Origin of the sequence: Blautia sp. An81, assembly GCF_002161285.1 — a bacterium.
In the GTDB taxonomy this organism is placed as follows: domain Bacteria; phylum Bacillota; class Clostridia; order Lachnospirales; family Lachnospiraceae; genus Blautia; species Blautia ornithocaccae.
Map to the genome: position 1 here is coordinate 72,186 of NZ_NFHH01000002.1, position 20,934 is coordinate 93,119.

The 20,934-nt window shown below is 44.2% G+C and carries 19 protein-coding genes, 1 pseudogene and 1 riboswitch; of the genes and pseudogenes, 14 read left to right on the forward strand and 6 right to left on the reverse strand.

Features of this window, described 5'->3' with window-relative positions:
- Nucleotides 1–2,436 (reverse strand): GH36-type glycosyl hydrolase domain-containing protein, encoded by a 2,436-nt coding sequence (locus tag B5G33_RS02240; protein WP_087416605.1) that lies wholly within the window; start codon nt 2,434–2,436, stop codon nt 1–3.
- Between the two features lie 79 nt (nt 2,437–2,515).
- Between B5G33_RS02240 and B5G33_RS21555 the strand changes: the two genes are divergently transcribed.
- The 7 genes and pseudogenes from B5G33_RS21555 to B5G33_RS02265 all read left to right on the forward strand — a co-directional run bounded on the left by B5G33_RS21555 (nt 2,516) and on the right by B5G33_RS02265 (nt 7,689).
- A complete protein-coding gene (locus tag B5G33_RS21555; RefSeq protein ID WP_087416606.1) occupies nt 2,516–2,743 on the forward strand; it encodes a hypothetical protein in 228 nt (75 codons plus the stop codon).
- Nucleotides 2,744–2,865: 122 nt separating this feature from the next.
- Entirely contained in the window at nt 2,866–3,894 is a 1,029-nt protein-coding gene (locus B5G33_RS02250) for a LacI family DNA-binding transcriptional regulator (RefSeq protein WP_087416607.1), read from the forward strand.
- Between the two features lie 138 nt (nt 3,895–4,032).
- The gene (locus B5G33_RS22290) at nt 4,033–4,584 is read left to right on the forward strand and encodes a glycoside hydrolase family 1 protein (RefSeq protein WP_330396620.1); all 552 of its coding nucleotides are present in this window, start codon (nt 4,033–4,035) and stop codon (nt 4,582–4,584) included.
- A gap of 25 nt (nt 4,585–4,609) precedes the next feature.
- A pseudogene (locus B5G33_RS22295) lies at nt 4,610–5,398 on the forward strand (glycoside hydrolase family 1 protein).
- A 65-nt stretch (nt 5,399–5,463) separates the two neighbouring features.
- A complete protein-coding gene (locus tag B5G33_RS21560) occupies nt 5,464–5,628 on the forward strand; it encodes a hypothetical protein (RefSeq protein WP_191385605.1) in 165 nt (54 codons plus the stop codon).
- Between the two features lie 16 nt (nt 5,629–5,644).
- Nucleotides 5,645–6,490 (forward strand): alpha-amylase family glycosyl hydrolase, encoded by an 846-nt coding sequence (locus B5G33_RS02260; RefSeq protein WP_242974441.1) that lies wholly within the window; start codon nt 5,645–5,647, stop codon nt 6,488–6,490.
- Nucleotides 6,491–6,564: 74 nt separating this feature from the next.
- The gene (locus B5G33_RS02265) at nt 6,565–7,689 is read left to right on the forward strand and encodes a uroporphyrinogen decarboxylase family protein (RefSeq protein WP_087270206.1); all 1,125 of its coding nucleotides are present in this window, start codon (nt 6,565–6,567) and stop codon (nt 7,687–7,689) included.
- Nucleotides 7,690–7,836: 147 nt separating this feature from the next.
- Here B5G33_RS02265 and B5G33_RS02270 read toward each other — a convergent pair whose 3' ends face one another.
- The 3 genes from B5G33_RS02270 to B5G33_RS02280 form a co-directional block, all read right to left on the reverse strand.
- Nucleotides 7,837–8,451, reverse strand: a complete 615-nt coding sequence (locus tag B5G33_RS02270; protein WP_087270570.1) for a GTP pyrophosphokinase — start codon at nt 8,449–8,451, stop codon at nt 7,837–7,839.
- Between the two features lie 160 nt (nt 8,452–8,611).
- Nucleotides 8,612–9,670 carry a PTS transporter subunit IIC gene (locus B5G33_RS02275; RefSeq protein ID WP_242974443.1) on the reverse strand — a complete coding sequence of 353 codons (1,059 nt, stop codon included), beginning with the start codon at nt 9,668–9,670 and terminating at the stop codon, nt 8,612–8,614.
- Nucleotides 9,671–9,684: 14 nt separating this feature from the next.
- Nucleotides 9,685–10,392, reverse strand: coding sequence for a S1 RNA-binding domain-containing protein (locus B5G33_RS02280; RefSeq protein WP_087416608.1), 708 nt, complete (start codon nt 10,390–10,392; stop codon nt 9,685–9,687).
- Nucleotides 10,393–10,857: 465 nt separating this feature from the next.
- Here B5G33_RS02280 and B5G33_RS02285 point away from each other — a divergent pair, with 465 nt between their 5' ends.
- The 5 genes from B5G33_RS02285 (at nt 10,858) to metK (ending at nt 16,638) form a co-directional block, all read left to right on the forward strand.
- The gene (locus B5G33_RS02285; protein WP_087270212.1) at nt 10,858–12,516 is read left to right on the forward strand and encodes a putative manganese-dependent inorganic diphosphatase; all 1,659 of its coding nucleotides are present in this window, start codon (nt 10,858–10,860) and stop codon (nt 12,514–12,516) included.
- A gap of 14 nt (nt 12,517–12,530) precedes the next feature.
- Nucleotides 12,531–13,115 (forward strand): flavin reductase family protein, encoded by a 585-nt coding sequence (locus tag B5G33_RS02290; protein WP_087270214.1) that lies wholly within the window; start codon nt 12,531–12,533, stop codon nt 13,113–13,115.
- Nucleotides 13,112–13,609 (forward strand): shikimate kinase, encoded by a 498-nt coding sequence (locus tag B5G33_RS02295; RefSeq protein WP_087270217.1) that lies wholly within the window; start codon nt 13,112–13,114, stop codon nt 13,607–13,609. Before B5G33_RS02290 ends, B5G33_RS02295 begins: the two co-directional genes overlap by 4 nt.
- Before the next feature lie 266 nt (nt 13,610–13,875).
- Nucleotides 13,876–15,168, forward strand: a complete 1,293-nt coding sequence (locus tag B5G33_RS02300; protein WP_087270220.1) for a UDP-N-acetylglucosamine 1-carboxyvinyltransferase — start codon at nt 13,876–13,878, stop codon at nt 15,166–15,168.
- 71 nt (nt 15,169–15,239) lie between these two features.
- Nucleotides 15,240–15,339: riboswitch (SAM riboswitch) on the forward strand.
- 105 nt (nt 15,340–15,444) lie between these two features.
- Nucleotides 15,445–16,638 (forward strand): methionine adenosyltransferase, encoded by a 1,194-nt coding sequence (metK, locus tag B5G33_RS02305; protein WP_087270223.1) that lies wholly within the window; start codon nt 15,445–15,447, stop codon nt 16,636–16,638.
- A gap of 167 nt (nt 16,639–16,805) precedes the next feature.
- Here metK and B5G33_RS02310 read toward each other — a convergent pair whose 3' ends face one another.
- Nucleotides 16,806–17,045 (reverse strand): helix-turn-helix domain-containing protein, encoded by a 240-nt coding sequence (locus tag B5G33_RS02310; protein ID WP_087270226.1) that lies wholly within the window; start codon nt 17,043–17,045, stop codon nt 16,806–16,808.
- A gap of 117 nt (nt 17,046–17,162) precedes the next feature.
- Nucleotides 17,163–18,521 (reverse strand): ATP-binding protein, encoded by a 1,359-nt coding sequence (locus B5G33_RS02315; RefSeq protein ID WP_087270228.1) that lies wholly within the window; start codon nt 18,519–18,521, stop codon nt 17,163–17,165.
- 203 nt (nt 18,522–18,724) lie between these two features.
- Between B5G33_RS02315 and B5G33_RS02320 the strand changes: the two genes are divergently transcribed.
- Nucleotides 18,725–20,224 carry a sensor histidine kinase gene (locus B5G33_RS02320; protein ID WP_087416609.1) on the forward strand — a complete coding sequence of 500 codons (1,500 nt, stop codon included), beginning with the start codon at nt 18,725–18,727 and terminating at the stop codon, nt 20,222–20,224.
- Complete coding sequence (locus B5G33_RS02325) at nt 20,217–20,906, forward strand: response regulator transcription factor (protein ID WP_087270234.1); 690 nt, start codon at nt 20,217–20,219, stop codon at nt 20,904–20,906. Before B5G33_RS02320 ends, B5G33_RS02325 begins: the two co-directional genes overlap by 8 nt.
- Nucleotides 20,907–20,934 lie beyond the last annotated feature (28 nt).

Below are 20,934 nucleotides of genomic sequence, written 5' to 3' on the forward strand. Positions count from 1 at the left end.
TTATCCCATGATTACTTTTACTTCTACCTGATCTTTTTCTTTAGAGAAGGGAATCAGATTACCCTTTACCGCAGTACCGTCTACGGTCATGGAAGCCACGCCTTTTTCCACATGGTCAGGATTTGATACCTGGATGTGATAGGTTACGCCTCTGTATTTTCTGGTTACGGTGAAATCCCCGAAATCACCTGGAACACATGGATCTACTTTCAGTCCCTGAAGAGTGGGCTGGATTCCCAGGATATATTGGGAAATATTTACAAAGGTCCAGGCTGCCGTACCGGTAAGCCAGCTGTTCTTGGCTTCTCCGAAATTAGGAGCATCCTTGCCTGCCACCATCTGAGAGTATACGTAAGGCTCTGTACGATGAACTTCACTGATTTCTTCTAAGAAGGCCGGGCAGATCTTCTGGTAGACTTCAAAGGCTCTTTCTCCTCTGCCTACAATGGCTTCTGAAATGGAAACCCATGGATTGTTATGGCAGAAAATACCTCCGTTTTCCTTATATCCCGGCGGATAGGAGGAAATTTCTCCCAGGTTCAGATAATAACGGGTATAAGGAGGCTGCAGGATTGTAATGCCGTATTTTGTATCCAGTATTTCTTTTACAGAGTCAAGGGCCTGGACTGCAAGCCCTTCTTCGATGCCTACGCCTGAGAGAGGAAGGAATCCCTGAGGTTCAATGTAGATTTTTCCTTCTTCACATTCATGAGAGCCTACCTTGTCAGAATTTGCGTCATAGGCCCGAAGGAACCATTTTCCATCCCAGCCGTCTTTCAAGATTGCCTGGTAGACTTTGTCTACTTCTTCAAGAGCGTAGTCTGCTTCTTTATCCATGCTGATAAGTTTACATAAATCTGCATATTCTCTTCCGTATTTTACAAACATGCCGGCGATAAATACAGATTCTGCCACAGGTCCTTCGCTGGGACCAAAGGTCTGGAAAGATTCTCCCGGATGTTCAGAATAGCAATTCAGGTTCAGACAGTCGTTCCAGTCTGCTCTTCCGATAAGAGGAAGGCCGTGAGGTCCTTTATGGGCAGCGATAAAATCAAAGGAACGTTTCAGGTGTTCCATAAGGGGAACTGCTGTGGACATATCGTTGTCAAAAGGCACCTGTTCTTCCAGAATCGAAAGATCTCCGGTTTCACGGATATAGGCGTTTACTGCAGCGATAAGCCACAGAGGATCGTCGTTGAATCCGCTTCCGATATCGGAATTTCCCTTTTTGGTCAGGGGCTGATACTGGTGGTAAGCGCTGCCGTCTGGGAACTGTGTGGAAGCAATGTCAATGATACGGTCTCTTGCCCGTTCTGGAATAAGATGGAGAAATCCCAGAAGGTCCTGACAGGAATCACGGAATCCCATGCCTCTGCCGATACCTGATTCATAATAAGAAGCAGACCGGGACATATTAAAGGTTACCATACATTGATACTGGTTCCAGATATTCACCATGCGGTTTACTTTATCATCAGAAGATGCTGCCTGGAAATTGGATAAGAGCTCTTTCCAATAACGGCACAGTTCTTCAAAGGCCTGATCTACAGTCTTTTCGTCTCCATATTTTTCCAGAAGCTTTCTGGCTTTGGCTTTATTTACAACATTTGGAGCTTCCCATTTTTCTTCCTGAGGATTTTCTGCGTAGCCCAGGACAAAAATGAAGGTTTTCCTTTCTCCCGGTTCCAGACAAAGGTCCAGCTGATGGGCAGCGATGGGATACCAGCCGCTGGCTACAGAATCTGTCAGTTCTCCTGCCAGAACGGCTTTGGGAGCTTCCGGTCCCTGGTAAACGCCCAGGAATGCGTCTCTGCTGGTGTCGAAATGGCTTACAGGAGCATTGACACTGTAGAAAGCATAGTGATTCCGGCGTTCTCTGTATTCTGTTTTATGGTAGATGGCAGAACCTTCAATCTCCACTTCTCCGGTGCTTAAGTTCCGCTGGAAGTTTCTGGAGTCGTCGTCTGCATTCCAGAGACACCATTCTACATAGGAGAAAAGCTGGAAATTTTTCTTTTCAGAAGAACGGTTGGTCAGGGTAACCTTCTGGATCTGGCAGGGATCCTCTGTAGGAACAAAGCACAGCGCCTGGGCTTTAAGACCGTTTTTCTCTCCAGTGAAGCGGCTGTAGCCAAGGCCGTGACGGCATTCATAAAAGTCCAGAGGGGTCTTTGTGGGCTGCCAGCCAGGATTCCAGACAGAATCTCCCTCTTTAATATAAAAATAATGGCCATTGTTATCATAGGGAACATTGTTGTACCGATAACGGGTGATACGCAGAAGTTTTGCATCCTTATAGAAGCAGTAGCCGCCGCCGGTATTGGAAATAAGACGGAAAAAGCTATTGGTTCCCAGATAGTTGATCCACGGCAGGGGAGTATCCGGGCGCTCAATTACATATTCCATAGAAGCGTCATCAAAAAATCCGTATTTCATAGTGAAAATCCTCCTGATTATCTTATCAAATAAATTTCGAAAACGATTTAGAAATAATGGCAGAAAATAATCAGTCACTATGTATAAAACCTATCAGTCATTAAACTGCAAGACGATTATAACAAAAGGAACAGGGAAATACAAGGCAAAAGTAAGAAAAATGAATATAATTTATCAGGGCTCGAAAACAAAATTGCGAAATGTTTTCGTAAGAGAAAAGAAAAATAAACAGGAGTTTTTGAAAAAAACACCAGAAAACAGTGCCATATCCATGATAAAAATGTTATATTATTGTTTAACTGTATGAAAAAACTTGAATTTACGAAATGCCATTGCGAAAATCAAGGAGGATATCTAAAATCTGATGCAGGAAAACGATTTAGTAAAAGTGGAGAAGTTGTCAGTGAATAAGGAGGTGGAGACAGATATATGGGAGAGAGCGTATCACTGAAAGATATTGCAAAAGCTTGTAATGTTTCTGTTTCCACAGTCAGTAAGGCGATGAACGACAGGGCTGACGTAAGCAGCGCAAAGAAAGAAGAAATCCGCAGGGTTGCCAGGGAGATGAATTATGTCCCAAACTATATGGCCTCTGCCCTGAAAAATCAGTATACCAGAAATATTGGCGTGATCCTTGCGGAAGAAGCAGGACAGGGTTTGACCCATGAGCATTTCGCCAAGATACTGAACAGTTTTAAGGATACGGTGGAAGAAAGAGGATATGTGATCACTTTTTTAAATACCAGCAATTCACCCAGCCGGTTTTCCTATATGAAACAATGTCAATATATGAAGTATGACGGGGTGCTTGTGGTCTGCGCAGACTTTCATCAGAAGGAGCTGGATGAGCTTCTTTCATCCAATATACCTGTGGTGGTTATTGACCATACGTTAAAGAAACATGTGAATATTGCGTCTAATCAATATGGAGATATGCGCAGACTGATGCAGTTTGTCTTTGACAGAGGACATCGGAAAATCGCATATATTCATGGGAAAAACAGCGAAGTGACAAGAGGACGATTATCTGCGTATCTGGATTTTATGAATGAGCATCATCTTCAGGTTCCGAAAGAATATGTGTATACCTGTCCTTACAGAGATGTGGAGAGGGCCAATGCTCTGACCAAGGCAGTGCTGGCCCTGCCCAATCGCCCTACCTGTATCCTTTATCCCGATGACCTGGCGGCCATCAGCGGGCTGGGCGTGATGCAGGAGATGGGAGTCAGGGTTCCTGAAGACATTTCTATTGCCGGTTATGACGGGATCAGTATTGCAGGGATTGTAAGACCAAGGCTTACCACTATCCGCCAGGATACGGTTTCTATAGGGATCCAGGCAGGAAACAAGCTGATCAACAGAATTGAATTTCCTGGTATAGGGATAGATGGAGAAACGGTTACCGTGGATAGTATGGTAGAGCCGGGAGAAAGCGTAGGCGTTGTGAAAAAAGCGTGAAGGGAACAGACAATGCAGATGCACAGAAGAAACTGGATGATTTGACAAAAGCTGTGGAAGGAATGGCAGAGTAGTTTTTGCCAAAGTGATATGTAGTAAGACAAAAATTATAGATAAATTTATCAAGTATAAGGAGATTTGTATAAGGGATTTTCTAAAGATTTTATATGGGGCGCTGCTACCAGCGCCTATCAGATTGAGGGCGGCGTCGATAGTACCGGAAAGGGGCTTCATATCTGGGATGTGTATACAAAAGAGCCGGGTAAGGTCTACTGCGGGCATACGGGAGATATTGCCTGTGACCATTATCACCGCTTTCAGGAAGATGTGGGAATCATGAAAGAGATGGGACTGAAAGCATACCGGTTTTCCATAGATTGGTCTCGGGTTCTGCCGGAAGGAACAGGGAGAGTAAATGAAGAAGGGGTACAGTTTTACAGCAATCTAATCGACACTCTTTTAGAAAACAGGATTGAGCCCTATATAACACTGTATCACTGGGAACTGCCATATGAACTGTATAAAAAAGGCGGCTGGATGAACCGGGATATTGCAGAGTGGTTTGGAGAATATGCACGTCTCATAGCAGAGTGTTTCAGTGACAGAGTGACCCATTTCTTTACGCTGAATGAGCCGCAGTGCTTCGTAGGGCTGGGATTTCTGTCAGGGGGTACATGCACCGGGGCTTAAGTGCTCCATGCGGGATACCTTTGAGATGGCTCATAATGCTCTCCGTGCCCATGGAAGGGCTGTACAGATGCTGAGGCAGTATGCAAAGCAGCCGCTGATAATCGGTTATGCGCCTACCAGCGGAATTATTTATCCGGCTTCAGACCGCCCGGAGGATATTGAAGCGGCCAGGCAAAAGTATTTCTCCATGCCTGAGGAGGATTAGAACTGGACATGGAATGTGGCATGGTGGTCAGATCCTGTTCTTCTGGGTCATTATCCGGAAGAGGGCCTGATCAGATATGAGAAATATCTGCCCAAGATTACAGAGGAGGATATGAGGCTTATCTCCGAGCCTATTGATATGTATGGGCAGAACATCTACAATGGAAGAGCGTTTCGTATGGGAGCAGATGGAAAACCGGAGGAAGTGGACCGCATACCCGGATATGCTAAGACAGCAGCCAACTGGCCGGTGACCCCTGAGTGCCTGTACTGGGGTCCGAAATTTTTGTATGAGAGATATCAAAAGCCTATTTATATCACCGAGAACGGCATGGCGTGCCATGACACAATATCCCTGGATGGAAAGGTCCATGACCCAAACAGGATTGACTTTTTGGCACGATATCTGGGACAGCTGAAAAGAGCGGCGAAAGAGATTGATCTGAAAGGGTATTTTCAGTGGTCACTTATGGATAATTTTGAGTGGGAGAAAGGATATGCAGAACGGTTCGGTCTCGTCTACGTGGACTTTGACACCCAGGAACGTATACTGAAGGATTCAGCATACTGGTATAGAGACGTAATCCGGACGAATGGCAGTGAATTATGAATTACATCATGGGAATCACATTATAGATAAGCATCAGGAACATAATGTAAAGCGGGTGGGACTGTGTGGATGTAATTTGCTCCAGCGGCTATTATCCGGCAGATGACTGGGAGGTAGAAGGAGAGACTGCTCTTGAAGAGCAGAGGAAATGGTATGAAAAAGCTTTCTGCACCATAGAAAAGAGACCATGGGTCAGTCAGAGAAGAGGCTCTGAAATATGCAGGGAATGATGGGCATGAGTTAAATATGGTCTTTCAGTTTGAACATGATAATCTGGATACTCTGGATGGCGAGCGCTGGGCATATCGGAAGGTTCCTCTGCCAGAACTGAAAGCAGTTTTAAGTAAATGGCAGAATCAGATGAATGGGAAAGCCTGGAATAGTCTGTATTGGACAAATCATGACCAGCCAAGAACCGTTTCAAGAAGAGGAAATGATGGCAAATACCGCAAGGAAAGCCAGAAAATGCTCTATACTATGCTTATGACCATGCAGGGGACTCCTTACATTTATCAGGGCGAAGAGATTGGAATGACCAATGTTGCCTTTGACTCCATTGAGGACTACGATGATGTGGAAATCCATAACTGCTGGAGAGAGCGCGTTATAAACGGAAACGCTGATCCTGACAAATTGCTGGATGGTATACGCTACAGAGCCAGAGATAATGCCAGAACACCTATGCAGTGGGATGATACTGAAAACGCAGGATTTACCACCGGAACTCCTTGGCTGAAGGTAAACCCTAATTATAAAGAAATAAATGTGAAAGAGGCTTTGACAGATAAGGATTCTATTTTGCATTATATGCAGCGTCTTATAAAAATGAGAAAAGAAAACGAAGTTGCTATATATGAAGACTTTCAAGAATACGAACCGGAAAACGAGCAGCTTTATATATATGAAAGAAATTTCGAAGAAAAACAGATGCTGGTTGTTCTGAATTTTTCTGAAGAGAGGGCAAAGTTTACGATGCCGGAGGAATGGAAGGGGAAGAAAACAGAACTGCTCATTACGAATTATCCTGGAGAAAAGGAACTGAAGAATAGAGAGCTGGAGCCTTATGAGGCCATTGTTTGGTTAGCCTTATAGGGATTGTTCGGGAACTTTATTTGAAGCCATATAGAAAGCTGTGTCAATGCTGCTATGAAAGGAGTAATCTAAAAATGACACACTATGAGAGAATTCATTTGGCGATGGCCCACAAGGAGCCTGATCGTGTGCCGGTTATGTGCCAGCTGAGTCAGGGATATATGGCAAAAAACGGCGGTGAAGCACCCTTCGATATGTATTTCAATGCAGAGAGTGCAGCCAGGGCCTTTTTTAAGACACGTAAAGATTTAGATTTTGATGGTATTCTTTTAAATGTATGTTTCGAGGACAACTGGCGTGAAATTTATGAACAGACGAAGGCAGAGAATACTGTGAATGGGGAACGTTATATCCTTCCGGATGGACGTGTGTATGAGAACCGAAACGACCAACTTACGCTTATCCATGATCCTGGCAAGGAAGAGAAACTTATGGACATCGAGGATATTGAGCCAGATAATATACCTTTGCGGCTTGACTATTCCGATGCTATGGAGCTTCACAAGCTGGCAGTAGCGGAAGGAAAGCGGGAGAGTTTTTCAGTACACGGGGAGATTGTCTCTCCTTTTGACTGTTTATGTGTGCTTCTGGGCCTGGAAAACGCTCTGATGGCTATGATTACGGACGGGGAAAAGTGTGAATCTATTCTAGAACGTTATGTGAATCAGTGTGTGGCTTTTGCAAAGGCACAAATTGATGTGGGCGTGGATACCATGAAGATATCTTCCCCTTTTGCAGGAGGGAGTTTTATCTCTCCACAGTTTTACAAACGTTTTGTGGTTCCCTTTGAGAGAGAAGTAGTGCGCCAGATTCATACATATGCTCCGCAAATCCCGGTATATACCCATACTTGCGGATTTATCAGTGATCGGCTGGAACTAATGGCTTCAAGCGGCATTGATGGAATTGAGTGCATGGATCCGCCGCCTCTTGGCAATACAGAATTAAAAGATGCCAAGGCACGAGTGGGGGACAAACTCTTTTTAAAGGGAAATATGGACTCTGTCAACGTACTGCTTCAGGCAACGCCGGAGAGTCTGGAGGAATATGTGCGGGATTTGATCAGAGACGGTATGTGCGGAGGCGGATATATCTTAAGCTCTGCATGTTCGGTAGCGCCTAATGTGAAGCCTGAGATTTTAAAGCTGCTTGTACCTTTAGCCGAAAAATATGGTAGATATGCTGCGTTTTCGGAATAAACTCCAGACAAAGGGGCTTTGTATCCAAAATAAAGTGTACAGAGAGGAAGAGACTATTCCATAGAGATTCAGAGTTTTATGGAATAGTCTCTTCCTTATTCATCAGAGAGACAAAATCGGCATTGACCGATAGCCCTTTTTTAAAATTCAGGCATCAGAGGGAAGCGCATCCCCAGATGTCTTTGCGTTGAATTCCTGAATTGTCTTATTTAAAGAGAGCATCCTGGCATCCAGTTTTTCCACGATCTTTGAACATTCCTGGAGTTCCCGACTGATGTAATCAGGTGCATGGCCCTCAAATTTGTAATAAATTTTATGTTCCAGGCTGGCCCAGAAGTCCTGTGCTACTGTCCGGATCTGAATTTCTACCATAGTATCTACAAATCCTCCGGAAAGATAAATGGGAACAGATACCAGCATATGATAGCTCTGGTAGCCACTGTCCTTGGGATGCTTTATATAATCTTTCAGAGAAATGATCTTCAGATCCCCCTGCTTGGTGAGCATATCTGCAATCAGATAAATGTCCGAAGTAAAAGAACAGATTATACGGACTCCGGCAATGTCCCGGACATGTTTTACCATGTTTTTTACGTTGACTTCGTATCCATTCTTTTTCAGCTTTTTAACAATGCTTTCCGGTGTCTTGATCCTGGATTTAATATGTTCTATAGGAGTGTAATGGTGAACATGCTGGAATTCATCATTAAGTATTTCAATCTTGGTGTTGATCTCCTTTAAGGCGGCATTATAAAGGAACATAAGAGTTTCCCAGCTGTCTACATCCTCATAAAATTTCAGCGTTGAGAAGTTATCCAATCCTGTTTCACCTCCTTTAGACAAAAAAAGTCGCCGCTTTTATCAAGTATAGCAGAAAAGCGGCGAAGAGTCAAAACTATAAACATTTATATGGAAGTGTTTGTCACATGTCCAACTTCATATGGCCTGGTTTTATCAGTCCCATTTTTCGCATTTTTTCGGAAATAATGAGAGAAAGGATGCCAGGCAGGAGAAAATGGAGAAGGACGATTTTTATCAGTACAATTACAGGATCTTCTGACACAGTCATAGTCTGCCATGTCATAATCTGGCCCACAAAACCGGCAGTACCCATTCCGGAACCGGTGGCATTGTTGGTCATTCCTGCCAGCATGGTGCCTACAGGGCCCAGGATCCCACTGGAAATAATTGCAGGAAGCCAGATCAGTGGATGACGCATGATATTAGGAACCTGCAGCATAGAAGTGCCGATTCCCTGAGCCAGCAGTCCGGAAAGGCCGTTTTCTCTGTAGCTTGCAACAGCAAAGCCTACCATGTTGCAGCAGCAGCCGATAGTAGCGGCTCCGGCAGCCAGACCGGAGAGATTCAGAATAACTCCCAGGGCGGCAGAGCTGATGGGCAGAGTCAGGATCATTCCCATAAGCACGGATACAACGATCCCCATAAGGAAAGGCTGCTGCTCTGTTCCCCAGTTGATCATGGCTCCCAGCTGAGTCATCAGCCGGCTGATAGGAGGACCTACTAATATTCCAACGAAAGCACCCCCCAATATACCTGCCAGGGGAGCCAGGATAATATCCAGTTTTGTTTTCCCGGCTATAAGCCTGGAAAGTTCAATGGCGACATAGGCAGCAATAAAGGCTCCAAGAGGTTCTCCTGGGCCGGAAAGAAGAAGTGCCCCCTCTTCCGTAAAAACTGCTCCGGAAGAAATATTTCCGGCGAAGGCCCCTACCATACCTGCAGTAATGGCAGAGAGAACAACCAGAGGGCCTTCTTTAAAGCGGCAGGCCACTCCTGCACCAATTCCGGCACCGGTCATAGCAGCGGCAAATTTTCCGAACTGGTAGATAAGAGTTCCCCAGTTTCCTCCGATGAGATTGCCGATCTGCTGTATAATGGTGCCAATGATCAAAGTGGCAAAAAGGCCGTAGGCCATGCCGCTGAGTCCTTCAATGAAAATTCGGTTTAAAATTTTTTTCACAGCGTGGTCTCCTGTCAGCCGTCGATCTTCAGGTTTTTCAGAAGAGAACCTAAGGAGGTGGAGATTTCTTCGCTCTTTGGCAGCTCAAAATCAGGCTCTTCTGTTTTTTCTTCCTGAGGTTCAGCTAAAGCTTTCATGCTCAGGCTGATTTTTCCATCTTCGTTTTTAATTACTTTTGCTTTCACAGGGTCTCCTACAGACAGAACAGCTTTGGGAGATTTGATCCGTTTTTCTGATATTTGAGAGATATGTACCAGTCCGGAAATGCCGTTGCCCAGGTCAATAAAAGCTCCGTAAGTCTGAAGGGACTCTACCGTACCTTCTACAATGGTTCCAACCTTAATGTTCTGGATTTTCTCAAGCTTTTCTGCCTGAGCTTTATCCCTCAGAACTTCTTTTGCAGAGAGGATAAGACGGTTTTCCTGCTCATCTACTTCTGTTACTCTTACAGTGAGGGTCTTCTTTAAGTAATCTTCTGGATTTTCTACATAATGAAGGGCGAGCTGGGATACGGGGATAAAAGCCCGGATTCCTTCTACATAGGCAATAACTCCGCCCTTTACGATACCTTCTACGGTAACTTCAAAATCAGTTTTATCTTCCTGCATCTGGGCCAGCTTGTCCCAGATCAGCATATCATCATCCCGGAAATTAGAAAAAGATGCGTTGATCTCATTCATATAATCATCCATGGTTTCCTGTTTCTTAGTTTCTTCTGACATATGTTGCTCCTCCTTAAATTACTGCTTTATAAATTCAGGCATATTCATGCAAGCATGAAATGCCTGAACCTGGGAAATGATATCCCCCCTGAATTGCTCCGCCCTGCAGGCTCCCGCAATTCAGAAAACATTCGCATTCCAACCTATCGGTTTCCATGCTCATGTTTTAGGCGGGTTCCAACCTCAGGCTTTATTCTGCAAGCAGATAAAGCCTGACCTTTGAAATTTAATGATACTACCTGAATTGCTCCGCCCTGCAGGCTCCCGCAATTCAGAAAAACATTCGCATTCCAACCTGCCGGTTTCCATGCTCATGTTTTGACGGGGCTCAAATTCAGGCATATTCATGCAAGCATGAAATGCCTGAGCTTTCGCCCCTAGTATCATAACATAATTGCCAGGAAATTAGAAGTGTGATAGTATAAAAAAAGAAGTGAAAATCTATGGTCGGAAAGGAATTTAGGAATGGCAAAGCAGAGAAAAATATATATTATCGGACATAAGAATCCGGATACGGATTCTATTTGTTCTGCTATCGCTTATGCGGATCTGAAGAACCGTTTGAATAAGGGAAATAAGTATGCAGCCAAGAGAGCGGGCCAGATAAATGAGGAGACAGAGTATGTGCTGAAAAGGTTTGGCGTGGAAGCGCCGGGGTATCTGTCTGATGTGGGAACTCAGGTGAAGGATATGGAGATCCGGGAGACTCCGGGAGTGGACAGCGGAATTTCCATAAAGGATGCCTGGGCCATCATGAAGCAGACCAGCGCAGTTACTTTGCCTATTACTAAGGAAGACGGGAAGCTGGAGGGACTGATCACTACTGGTGATATAGCAAAATCCTACATGGATGCCCATGATAATTATTTCTTGTCTAATGCCAGAACCCAGTTCAGGAGTATAGCCAATACGGTGGAGGGAACAGTTGTTACAGGAAATCCTCATGGATATTTTGTCAGAGGAAAGGTAGTCATCGGTGCCGCTCATCCGGATAAACTGGGGGAATTTCTGGAGGAAGATGATCTGGTAATACTTGGAGACCGGCATGAGGACCATCTCTGCGCCATAGAGCAGAATGTAAGCTGTATCATTGTCTGCAATCATACGGAAGTGACTCAGGATATCCGGGAGGCGGCAGAGAAGAATCAGTGCGTGATCATACAGTCTGCTCTGGATACTTTCAGTGTGGCAAGACTGATCAATCAGAGTATTCCTGTAAAGCACATTATGAAAAAGGATAATCTGATTACTTTCCAGACAGATGACTATACAGATAACATAAAAGATATCATGGTTAAGAACCGCCACAGAGCTTTCCCTGTAGTAAATAAACACGGAAAGTATATTGGTACGGTGTCCAGGAGAAATCTTCTTGGAATGAAGAAGAAACAGCTGATACTGGTAGACCATAATGAAAAGACCCAGGCGGTGGACAATATTGATTCTGCGGAAATTCTGGAGATCATAGACCATCACAGACTGGGCTCTCTGGAGACACTTCAGCCCATCGTGTTCCGCAACCAGCCTGTAGGGTGTACGGCAACCATACTCTATCAAATGTATGCGGAAAAAGCTTTGGAAATTGATCCCAAGATCGCGGGACTTCTCTGCGCAGCGATCATTTCAGATACGCTGATGTTCCGTTCTCCTACCTGCACATTATCAGACAAGATGGCGGCAGGGGCCCTGGCCTTAATTGCAGGAATTAATATAGAAGAGTTTGCAAAGGAAATGTTTACTGCAGGCAGCAATCTGAAAGGAAAGACCATAGAGGTTATTTTTTATCAGGATTTCAAGCGTTTTACTTCGGATAAGGTGAACTTTGGAGTGGGACAGATAAGTTCCATGAATGCAGAGGAGCTGAAAGACCTGAAGAAGAGACTTCTTCCTATGATGAAACATGAATGTGGAAAGAATGGCATTTCCATGGTGTTTTTTATGCTTACAAATATTTTGGAAGAATCATCAGAAATTATCTGTTATGGAGATGGCAGCGGAAAACTGGTAGAAGACTCTTTTGAGGTACAGGAAAAGGAAGGAGGATATCTGCTTCCTGGAGTGGTTTCCAGGAAAAAACAGCTGATTCCGGCCTTTATTGGAACCCTGCAGCAGAATAACAGCTGAGAGGAGAAGACAGAATGAGCAAAATAGAATGGAAGCCTGGGAACATGCTCTACCCTCTGCCGGTGGTAATGGTTACGGCAGCAGACGATGAGGGCCATGATAACATTATTACGGTAGCCTGGGCCGGTACGGTGTGCACCAATCCTCCCATGGTATCTATTTCCATAAGACCAGAGCGCCATACCTGGAAGATGATCCGGGATACGGGAGAATTTGTCATAAATCTCACCACAGAAAAGCTGGCTTATGCCACAGACTACTGCGGAGTAAAATCGGGAAGAGATGTGGACAAATTTCTGGAGACAGGACTGACCAGAGAGGCTGCAGCCCATGTAGGAGCGCCTATGATAAAAGAGTCACCTGTATCTATAGAGTGCAGAGTCCGTGAAGGGAAAGACTACGGAAGCCATTGGGTTTTTACTGCAGATGTACTGGCTGTCCATGTGGACAAAGACTATATGGACGAAAAAGGAAAGTTTGACCTGGCGGCAGCCCGTCCTATTGTATATTCCCACGGGGAATATTATGGATTGGGAAAACAGCTGGGAACCTTTGGATACAGCATTAAAAAAAGGAGAAAGAAAAAACAGAAAAAATGAAAGATAACATAGTACTGATAGGTATGCCCGGCTCAGGAAAAAGCACAGTGGGAGTGATTCTGGCCAAAGTGCTGGGATATTCCTTTATTGATTCAGACTTACTGATACAGAAGGCAGAAAAAAAATTGCTGAAAGAAATTATCGCCAGGGAAGGCCAGGAGGGATTCCTGAAAATTGAAAACAGGGTAAATGCTTCTATTGAAACAGAAAAGTCGGTAATTGCCACAGGGGGGAGCGTGGTTTACTGCCAGGAGGCTATGGAGCATCTGAAAGAAATCGGTACGGTCATCTATCTGCAGCTGGATTATCCAATACTGCGGAGGAGACTGGGAAACCTTATAGGAAGAGGTGTGGTCCTGAAAGAAGGACAGACACTGAAAGATTTATACGAGGAGAGGGTTCCTCTTTATGAAAAATACGCAGATTACATTATTGATGAGAAAAAAACAAATGCAGAGGGAACTTTGCAGAAAATATTGGAAATCCTGAATTGATTACAGAAAGAAGCTGGATACTGACAGGAAAAGCGGAACGTTAAAATGTTAATTTTTATTTACAAAAGCGTTTATCTGTTATAATATTATGGTTAAGTCATAAAATGATACCAAGGGTCCAAAATGCGAAACAATCCGTGGTATCATCACGATAAGATAAGTAATTATGGGTAGATTGTATTACAAGGGGAATTGGAGTATAAGAGCTTGTTTTTAGGACAAGCGTTTTAATATAGACGGCATAAGCCAAAATAAGAGGTGTGTATATGGAACAGTATATTATCAAAGGCGGTAATCCTTTAGTGGGAGAAGTCGAAATAGGTGGTGCGAAAAATGCGGCCCTTGCTATTCTGGCGGCAGCGATCATGACAGACGAGGTTGTGCATATTGAGAATCTGCCGGATGTGCGGGATATTAATGTACTGCTGGAGGCTATCAGAGAAATCGGAGCTACAGTAGAGCGCATCAGTCCTACAGAGGTAAAGATTGTAGGCGCTACCATCGGCAATATTACTGTTGAGTATGAATATATCAAAAAGATCCGGGCATCCTATTATCTGCTGGGAGCCCTTCTGGGAAAATATAAAAATGCAGAGGTTCCTCTTCCGGGAGGATGTAATATCGGCAGCCGTCCTATTGACCAGCATCTGAAAGGATTCCGGGCTTTAGGGGCATCTGTGGATATTATTCATGGCGCTGTAGTAGCAAAGGCAGAAGAGCTGAAAGGAAAACATATTTTCCTGGACATGGTTTCTGTAGGCGCGACGATCAATATTATGATGGCTGCAGCCATGGCAAACGGCAATACGACTATTGAAAATGCGGCAAAGGAACCCCATGTAGTAGATGTTGCTAACTTTTTGAACAGCATGGGCGCTAATATTAAAGGTGCTGGTACAGACGTGATCCGTATCAGAGGAGTGGAAAAACTTCACGGCACCAGTTATTCTATTATTCCAGATCAGATTGAGGCAGGCACATTTATGTGTGCCGCAGCAGCTACCATGGGAGATGTAATGGTGAAAAACGTTATACCTAAGCATCTGGAGGCAACTACCGCCAAGCTTGAGGAAATCGGATGTCAGGTAGAAGAGTTTGACGATGCTGTCCGGGTAGTTGCCAATAAACGTCTGAAGAGAACCAATGTAAAAACTATGCCATATCCGGGATATCCTACGGATATGCAGCCCCAGTTTGCAGTAGCTTTGACGCTGGCAGAGGGGACAAGTATTATTACAGAGAGTATTTTTGAAAATCGTTTTAAATATGTGGACGAGCTTGCCAGAATGGGTGCAGACATTAAGGTTGAGGGAAATACGGCAATTGTCAACGGTGTTTCCAAACTCACAGGGGCCCAGGTAAGCGCTCCCGATCTTCGGGCTGGGGCGGCTCTGGTAATCGCAGGTCTGGCGGCAGAAGGAATTACCATAGTAGATGATATTGTATATATCCAGAGAGGATATGAACGTTTTGAGGAAAAACTGAGAAGTCTCGGCGCGGAGATTGAAAGAGTTTCCAGCGAAAAAGAGATTAAGAAATTCCAATTTCGTGTTGGCTAGAAAATAGTACTTGACGAAGTAAGAAAAAAGCGTTAATGTATTATTCGAAAATTGAATACAGGATATTTTTTCTCTTATTCAGAGTGATGGAGTTACATAGGAACTGTGAAGTCACGGCAACCCCGCTTTGCGGAAGGTGCCAACCTGAGCGAATTAATCGAACAATAAGAGGATTCATATTGTATCATATGTGGGTCCGCTTGTGCGGGCCCTTTCCTATGCAGAAAAAACATCCGAATACCTGAATGGGTGAAAGACAAATGAAAGGGGAATATTATGGAAAAAAGATTATTTACATCTGAATCTGTTACTGAAGGCCATCCAGATAAAATGTGCGATGCCATTTCTGACGCCATTTTAGACGCTCTTATGGAAAAAGATCCTATGAGCCGTGTGGCCTGCGAGACAGCTACTACCACAGGAATGGTTATGGTCATGGGAGAAATCACCACCAAGGCCTATGTGGACATCCCTAAGATCGTCCGGGATACAGTACGAGAGATCGGTTACACAAGAGCAAAATACGGATTTGATGCAGATACCTGCGGCGTGATCACTACCATCGACGAGCAGTCTGCAGATATTGCCCTGGGCGTGGACAAGGCGCTGGAAGCCAAGGAGCATAAAATGTCTGAAGAAGAGCTGGATGCCATTGGTGCCGGAGATCAGGGGATGATGTTTGGATTTGCTACAGATGAGACAGAAGAATATATGCCTTATCCCATTGCTCTGGCTCATAAGCTGGCAAGACAGCTGACAAAAGTCCGGAAAGACGGCACTCTGACCTATTTAAGACCTGATGGAAAGACTCAGGTAACAGTAGAATATGACGAAAATGACCATCCCGTGCGTCTGGATGCAGTGGTCCTTTCTACACAGCATGATCCGGAAGTGACACAGGAACAGATTCATGAAGATATTAAGAAATATGTTTTTGATCCTATTCTTCCAAAGGAGATGGTAGATGAAAAAACTAAGTTCTTTATTAATCCTACAGGACGCTTTGTTATTGGCGGCCCTCACGGAGACAGCGGTCTCACCGGACGTAAAATTATCGTAGATACTTACGGTGGATATGCCCGCCACGGCGGCGGAGCTTTCTCCGGAAAAGACTGCACAAAGGTAGACCGTTCCGCAGCTTACGCAGCCCGCTATGTTGCAAAGAACCTGGTAGCAGCAGGCCTGGCAAGGAAATGCGAAATCCAGCTGTCCTATGCTATCGGCGTTGCTCATCCCACTTCTGTTATGGTGGATACCTTCGGTACAGGAAAACTTTCTGATAACCGTCTGGTAGAGATCATCCGTGAAAACTTTGACCTGAGACCAGCAGGAATCATCAAGATGCTGGATCTGCGCCGTCCTATCTACAAACAGACAGCTGCTTACGGACATTTCGGAAGAAACGATCTGGACCTGCCATGGGAGAGACTGGATAAAGTAGAAGCTATGAAAGCTTATCTGGAAAAATAAAAACTGAAAAATAAAAAGGAGATGCTCCGTTAACACATATCAGAAATATTTATACATTTTATGCGAATTTGCCGAGCGCAGCTTTGAGACTACAGGCTCAAAGCTGCGCAGACTGAGCAATAAAATGTATAAATATTTTCGACTTCGGTTAATGGGGCATCTCCTTTTTAGATACCTTTGAAATCAAATAGATCTTTTACCGGGATCCCAAGAACTTCAGCAATATCCAGGAGACTGTCCAGAGAAATGGACGTCTTGATATTAGGCGCTTCTATATTGCTGATATGAGTTCTGCTTAAACCTACCCGGGCAGCCAGCTGGCCCTGAGTCAGGCCTTTCAGCTTCCGGTAATAGGAAATAGTCAATCCTAATTCTCTCAACTGTTTCAGTCGTTTATCTTCTGTCATTGCCAATCTCCTTTTTGCTACACTATAGCACTGGAAATAATTGGCAAAAACAAACTATATATTTGCAAATGCAAACTAATATACAACAAAAGCTAATGTACAGTTATGAAATGCAAATTATAAGTTGTCTATAATGCGGCACATTTCCTCTAAACTGAATGCGCGGACATGACTGCCTGATATTGCCTCAAATCCGGCCACAAAATCTGAAGTTGAAAAAAGATAGTACCATTTTTCTCTTTCAGGAAAAAGGCCTGCCTGTTTTTGCAGTACGGATAAGGCGTCAACATCCAGCCATTCCTCAGTAAGAAAACAGGCCCCCAGAAGAATCTGCTTCTCTCCTGAAGCGGCAATGGAAATATATTCGGTACGTTTCTTGGTGGGATGCTGCCCCCACCACATTCCCACATGCTCCATGGGGAAGGGGCCATGTCCCCGGCTCTGTTCCAGACGGAGAAATTCCCTGCAGATATCCTCAAAGGCATTTTCCATGGAGGAAGAAAGATGGGGAAGAACCTGTTTTTGAAAGACTTCCCTGCCTCTGCCCATTTCGATTTCTGCCTGAAAAGGATAGACAAAAGTAAACCAGAACCGGAAGGGACTGTTTGAAATCCGATATAGAGCCCGTCTGCTGGACAGATCCTCTGTTACAGGAACAAGCTTCTCAGTGAGTCCGTGACTTTCCAGGGAACCCAGAAGGCTGCCTGCAGCACTGGGAGTAAGCCCGGTTTTATCACAGATTTCCTGGAGATGTCTGGGGGCGCCGCCTATGGCCGCCAGGATTCCTGTGATGAATGGAGAATTTCCATAGTATCTTCCAAGGAGAAGAGGAACCCATCTGTACAAAATCCCTTTTTCCTGGAAGTACAGGTGCTCCAGGCTTTCCTGGACTGGGAGGTCCTGGGAAAAATATTCCAGAATTCCGGGATTTCCTCCTGTTATGCTGTACAGGAGAAGCTGGTCCTTAGGAGAAAGCTGAGGATAGAGCTGCCGGGTCTCAAAGAAATTAAAATTTCTGAGGCCAAGGCAGAGGCTATCTTTGTGTGATTCTTTCTCCCAGAGAGCAGAAGATTTACATAAAATAAAAAATAATCCGGAAGAATCTTTCTCAAGGGCGGCAAGCTGACTGAAAAACCTTCGGTTCTGAGCAGAGAGATACTGGAAATCATCCAGGATAACTGTCAGGGGTTCTTTGGAAGCCTCTTTTTTCAATGCTTTGAGAAGCTGAGAAGCTTTCTGACAAGAAGAAAAACTTTTACCCAGGCTGCGGCTGCACTGCTCTTTCAGCATGGAAAAATTTTCCTGCCAGGGAACACAGGAAGCTTTGAAATACAGGCATGTCTTTTCCTTCATAAACTCTGCCAGCAGACGGCTTTTCCCCTGACCAGGATAGGAATAGAGAGAAATGCAGCAGGAACTATGCTCCTGGTACAGCTTATTTAAAGTTTTGAGCAATTGATCTTTATCTATAAACATAAATCGTCCTCTTTTGTAGTACATAGGTTTAGTTTTCATTTTAGAGGCCAATCCCGAGAAAGTCAAAACATTTCCAAAGAATTTTTATAGAAAGTTTAGATTTGGTTCTTTATTATTTAGAGGAAAAAGAAAAAAATTATGCTATAATTAACACATATGTAAAAAATACAAGAATCAGGAGAAACAGTAAAAGAGGCTGATATATGAAACTGAAAACAAGGATTATCATTTCATTTTTTATTATTGTGCTGGAGCCATTGCTCTTTACAGTGCTGGCTTTCTGCTTTTTCAGCCATTATCAGTTCCGAGCTATTGAAAAACAGTATGGCATAGAGAATCCTACTTATGAAACGCTGGCTAATACGGCGGAGATGATTGCACGGCTTACCAATAAAGCAGCGGAAAACATAGAGGAGACGGCCAATACAGACCCAGAGCGTTTTACAGACATTCAGTACCTGGATTCTCTGAATAAGGAGATGTCGGAAAGTAATTCTTATCTGGTAGTAAGAGAGGACGGCAGGGTCACTTATTATGGCTGCGAAGATTATCCCAGCGCCCTGATAGAAAAGCTGGATGACAGCTATCAGGGAGATAACGCAGGGATCAGTGACCGGATGTATCTGGGAGATAAAGTCCAGTCTCTTGTGAAGCAGATAAATTTTTCCACAGATGAAATTGAACAGGGAAATGTCTACATTGTTTCTAACGCTTTGGAGACACTTCCCCAGGTCCAGCAGCTGGGCGAGACTATGATCATTACCGTGATCCTCATTCTGGCCATTACAGCCCTGTGGCTAACCTGGTGGATTTACAGAGGGGTGATCACTCCCCTGGATAAGCTGCGCATGGCTACACAGAAGATTAAAGCAGGGGACCTGAATTTTTCCATAGCTACGGAAGGAGTCAGCGAGATTGCAGATCTCTGTCAGGACTTTGAAGATATGCGCCAGAGGCTGAAGGAAAATGCAGAGGAAAAGGTCGCCTTTGACAAGGAAAACAAAGAGCTGATCAGCAATATCTCTCATGACCTGAAAACGCCGATAACGGCCATAAAAGGTTATGTGGAAGGAATCATGGATGGAGTGGCAAACACTCCGGAAAAGCAGGATAAGTATATAAAGACTATATATACAAAAGCCAATGACATGGACCGCCTGATCAATGAACTGACCTTTTATTCCAAAATGGATACCAACAGGATTCCCTATACCTTTAATAAAATTTCCGTTACAGACTTTTTTGATGACTGTGCAGAAGATCTGAGCGTGGAGCTGGAGGCCAAAGGCGTGGCTTTTTCCTACTCTAACTATGTAGAGCCGGAAGTAATGGTCATTGCAGATGCAGAGCAGATTAAAAGAGTGGTAAATAATATTGTCAGCAATTCTCTGAAATATATGGCGCCAGGCAGAACCAAGCGGATCAATCTGAGAGTAAAGGATGTAGGAGATTTTGTTCAGGTAGAGCTTGAGGATAATGGAAAGGGAATTGCAGCCAGAGACCTGCCGAATATATTTGACCGGTTTTACCGTACCGATGCATCCAGAAATTCTTCTCAGGGAGGAAGCGGCATAGGGCTTTCTATAGTGAAAAAGATTATGGAAGACCACGGAGGAAAGGTTTGGGCTACCAGCAAAGAAAATATTGGGACAGTTATGTATTTTGTCCTTAGAAAATATCAGGAGGTACCAGTAAATGAGTAAGATTTTAATTATTGAGGATGAGGAAGCTATTGCGGATCTGGAAAAGGACTATTTGGAGCTCAGCGGATTCGAAGTGGAGATTGAACATCGGGGCGATGTGGGATTAAAACGGGCTCTGGAAGAGGATTTTGACCTGTTTATCCTGGACTTAATGCTTCCTGAGGTAGACGGCTTTGAAATCTGCCGGGAAATCCGTAATCAGAAGAACACTCCGATCATCATGGTATCTGCCAAGAAAGATGATATTGATAAGATCCGGGGTCTGGGCCTGGGAGCAGATGACTACATGACAAAACCTTTCAGCCCCAGTGAACTGGTGGCCAGAGTAAAAGCTCATCTGGCCAGATATGAAAGACTGATCGGAACCGGCATCCAGGAGAATGACATTATAGAAATCCGGGGTCTGAAGATTGATAAGACTGCAAGACGTGTGTGGGTCAACGGAGAAGAGAAAAATTTCACTACCAAGGAATTCGACCTCCTCACATTCCTGGCTCAGAATCCCAACCGGGTATTTACCAAGGATGAGCTGTTTAAAGAAATCTGGGATATGGAGTCTATCGGAGATATTGCCACCGTTACGGTCCATATTAAGAAGATCAGAGAAAAAATTGAATTTAACACTGCCAAGCCCCAATATATCGAGACAATCTGGGGTGTGGGCTACCGTTTTAAGGTGTGAGAAACAGGTGATAATAAAAAGGGTAAAG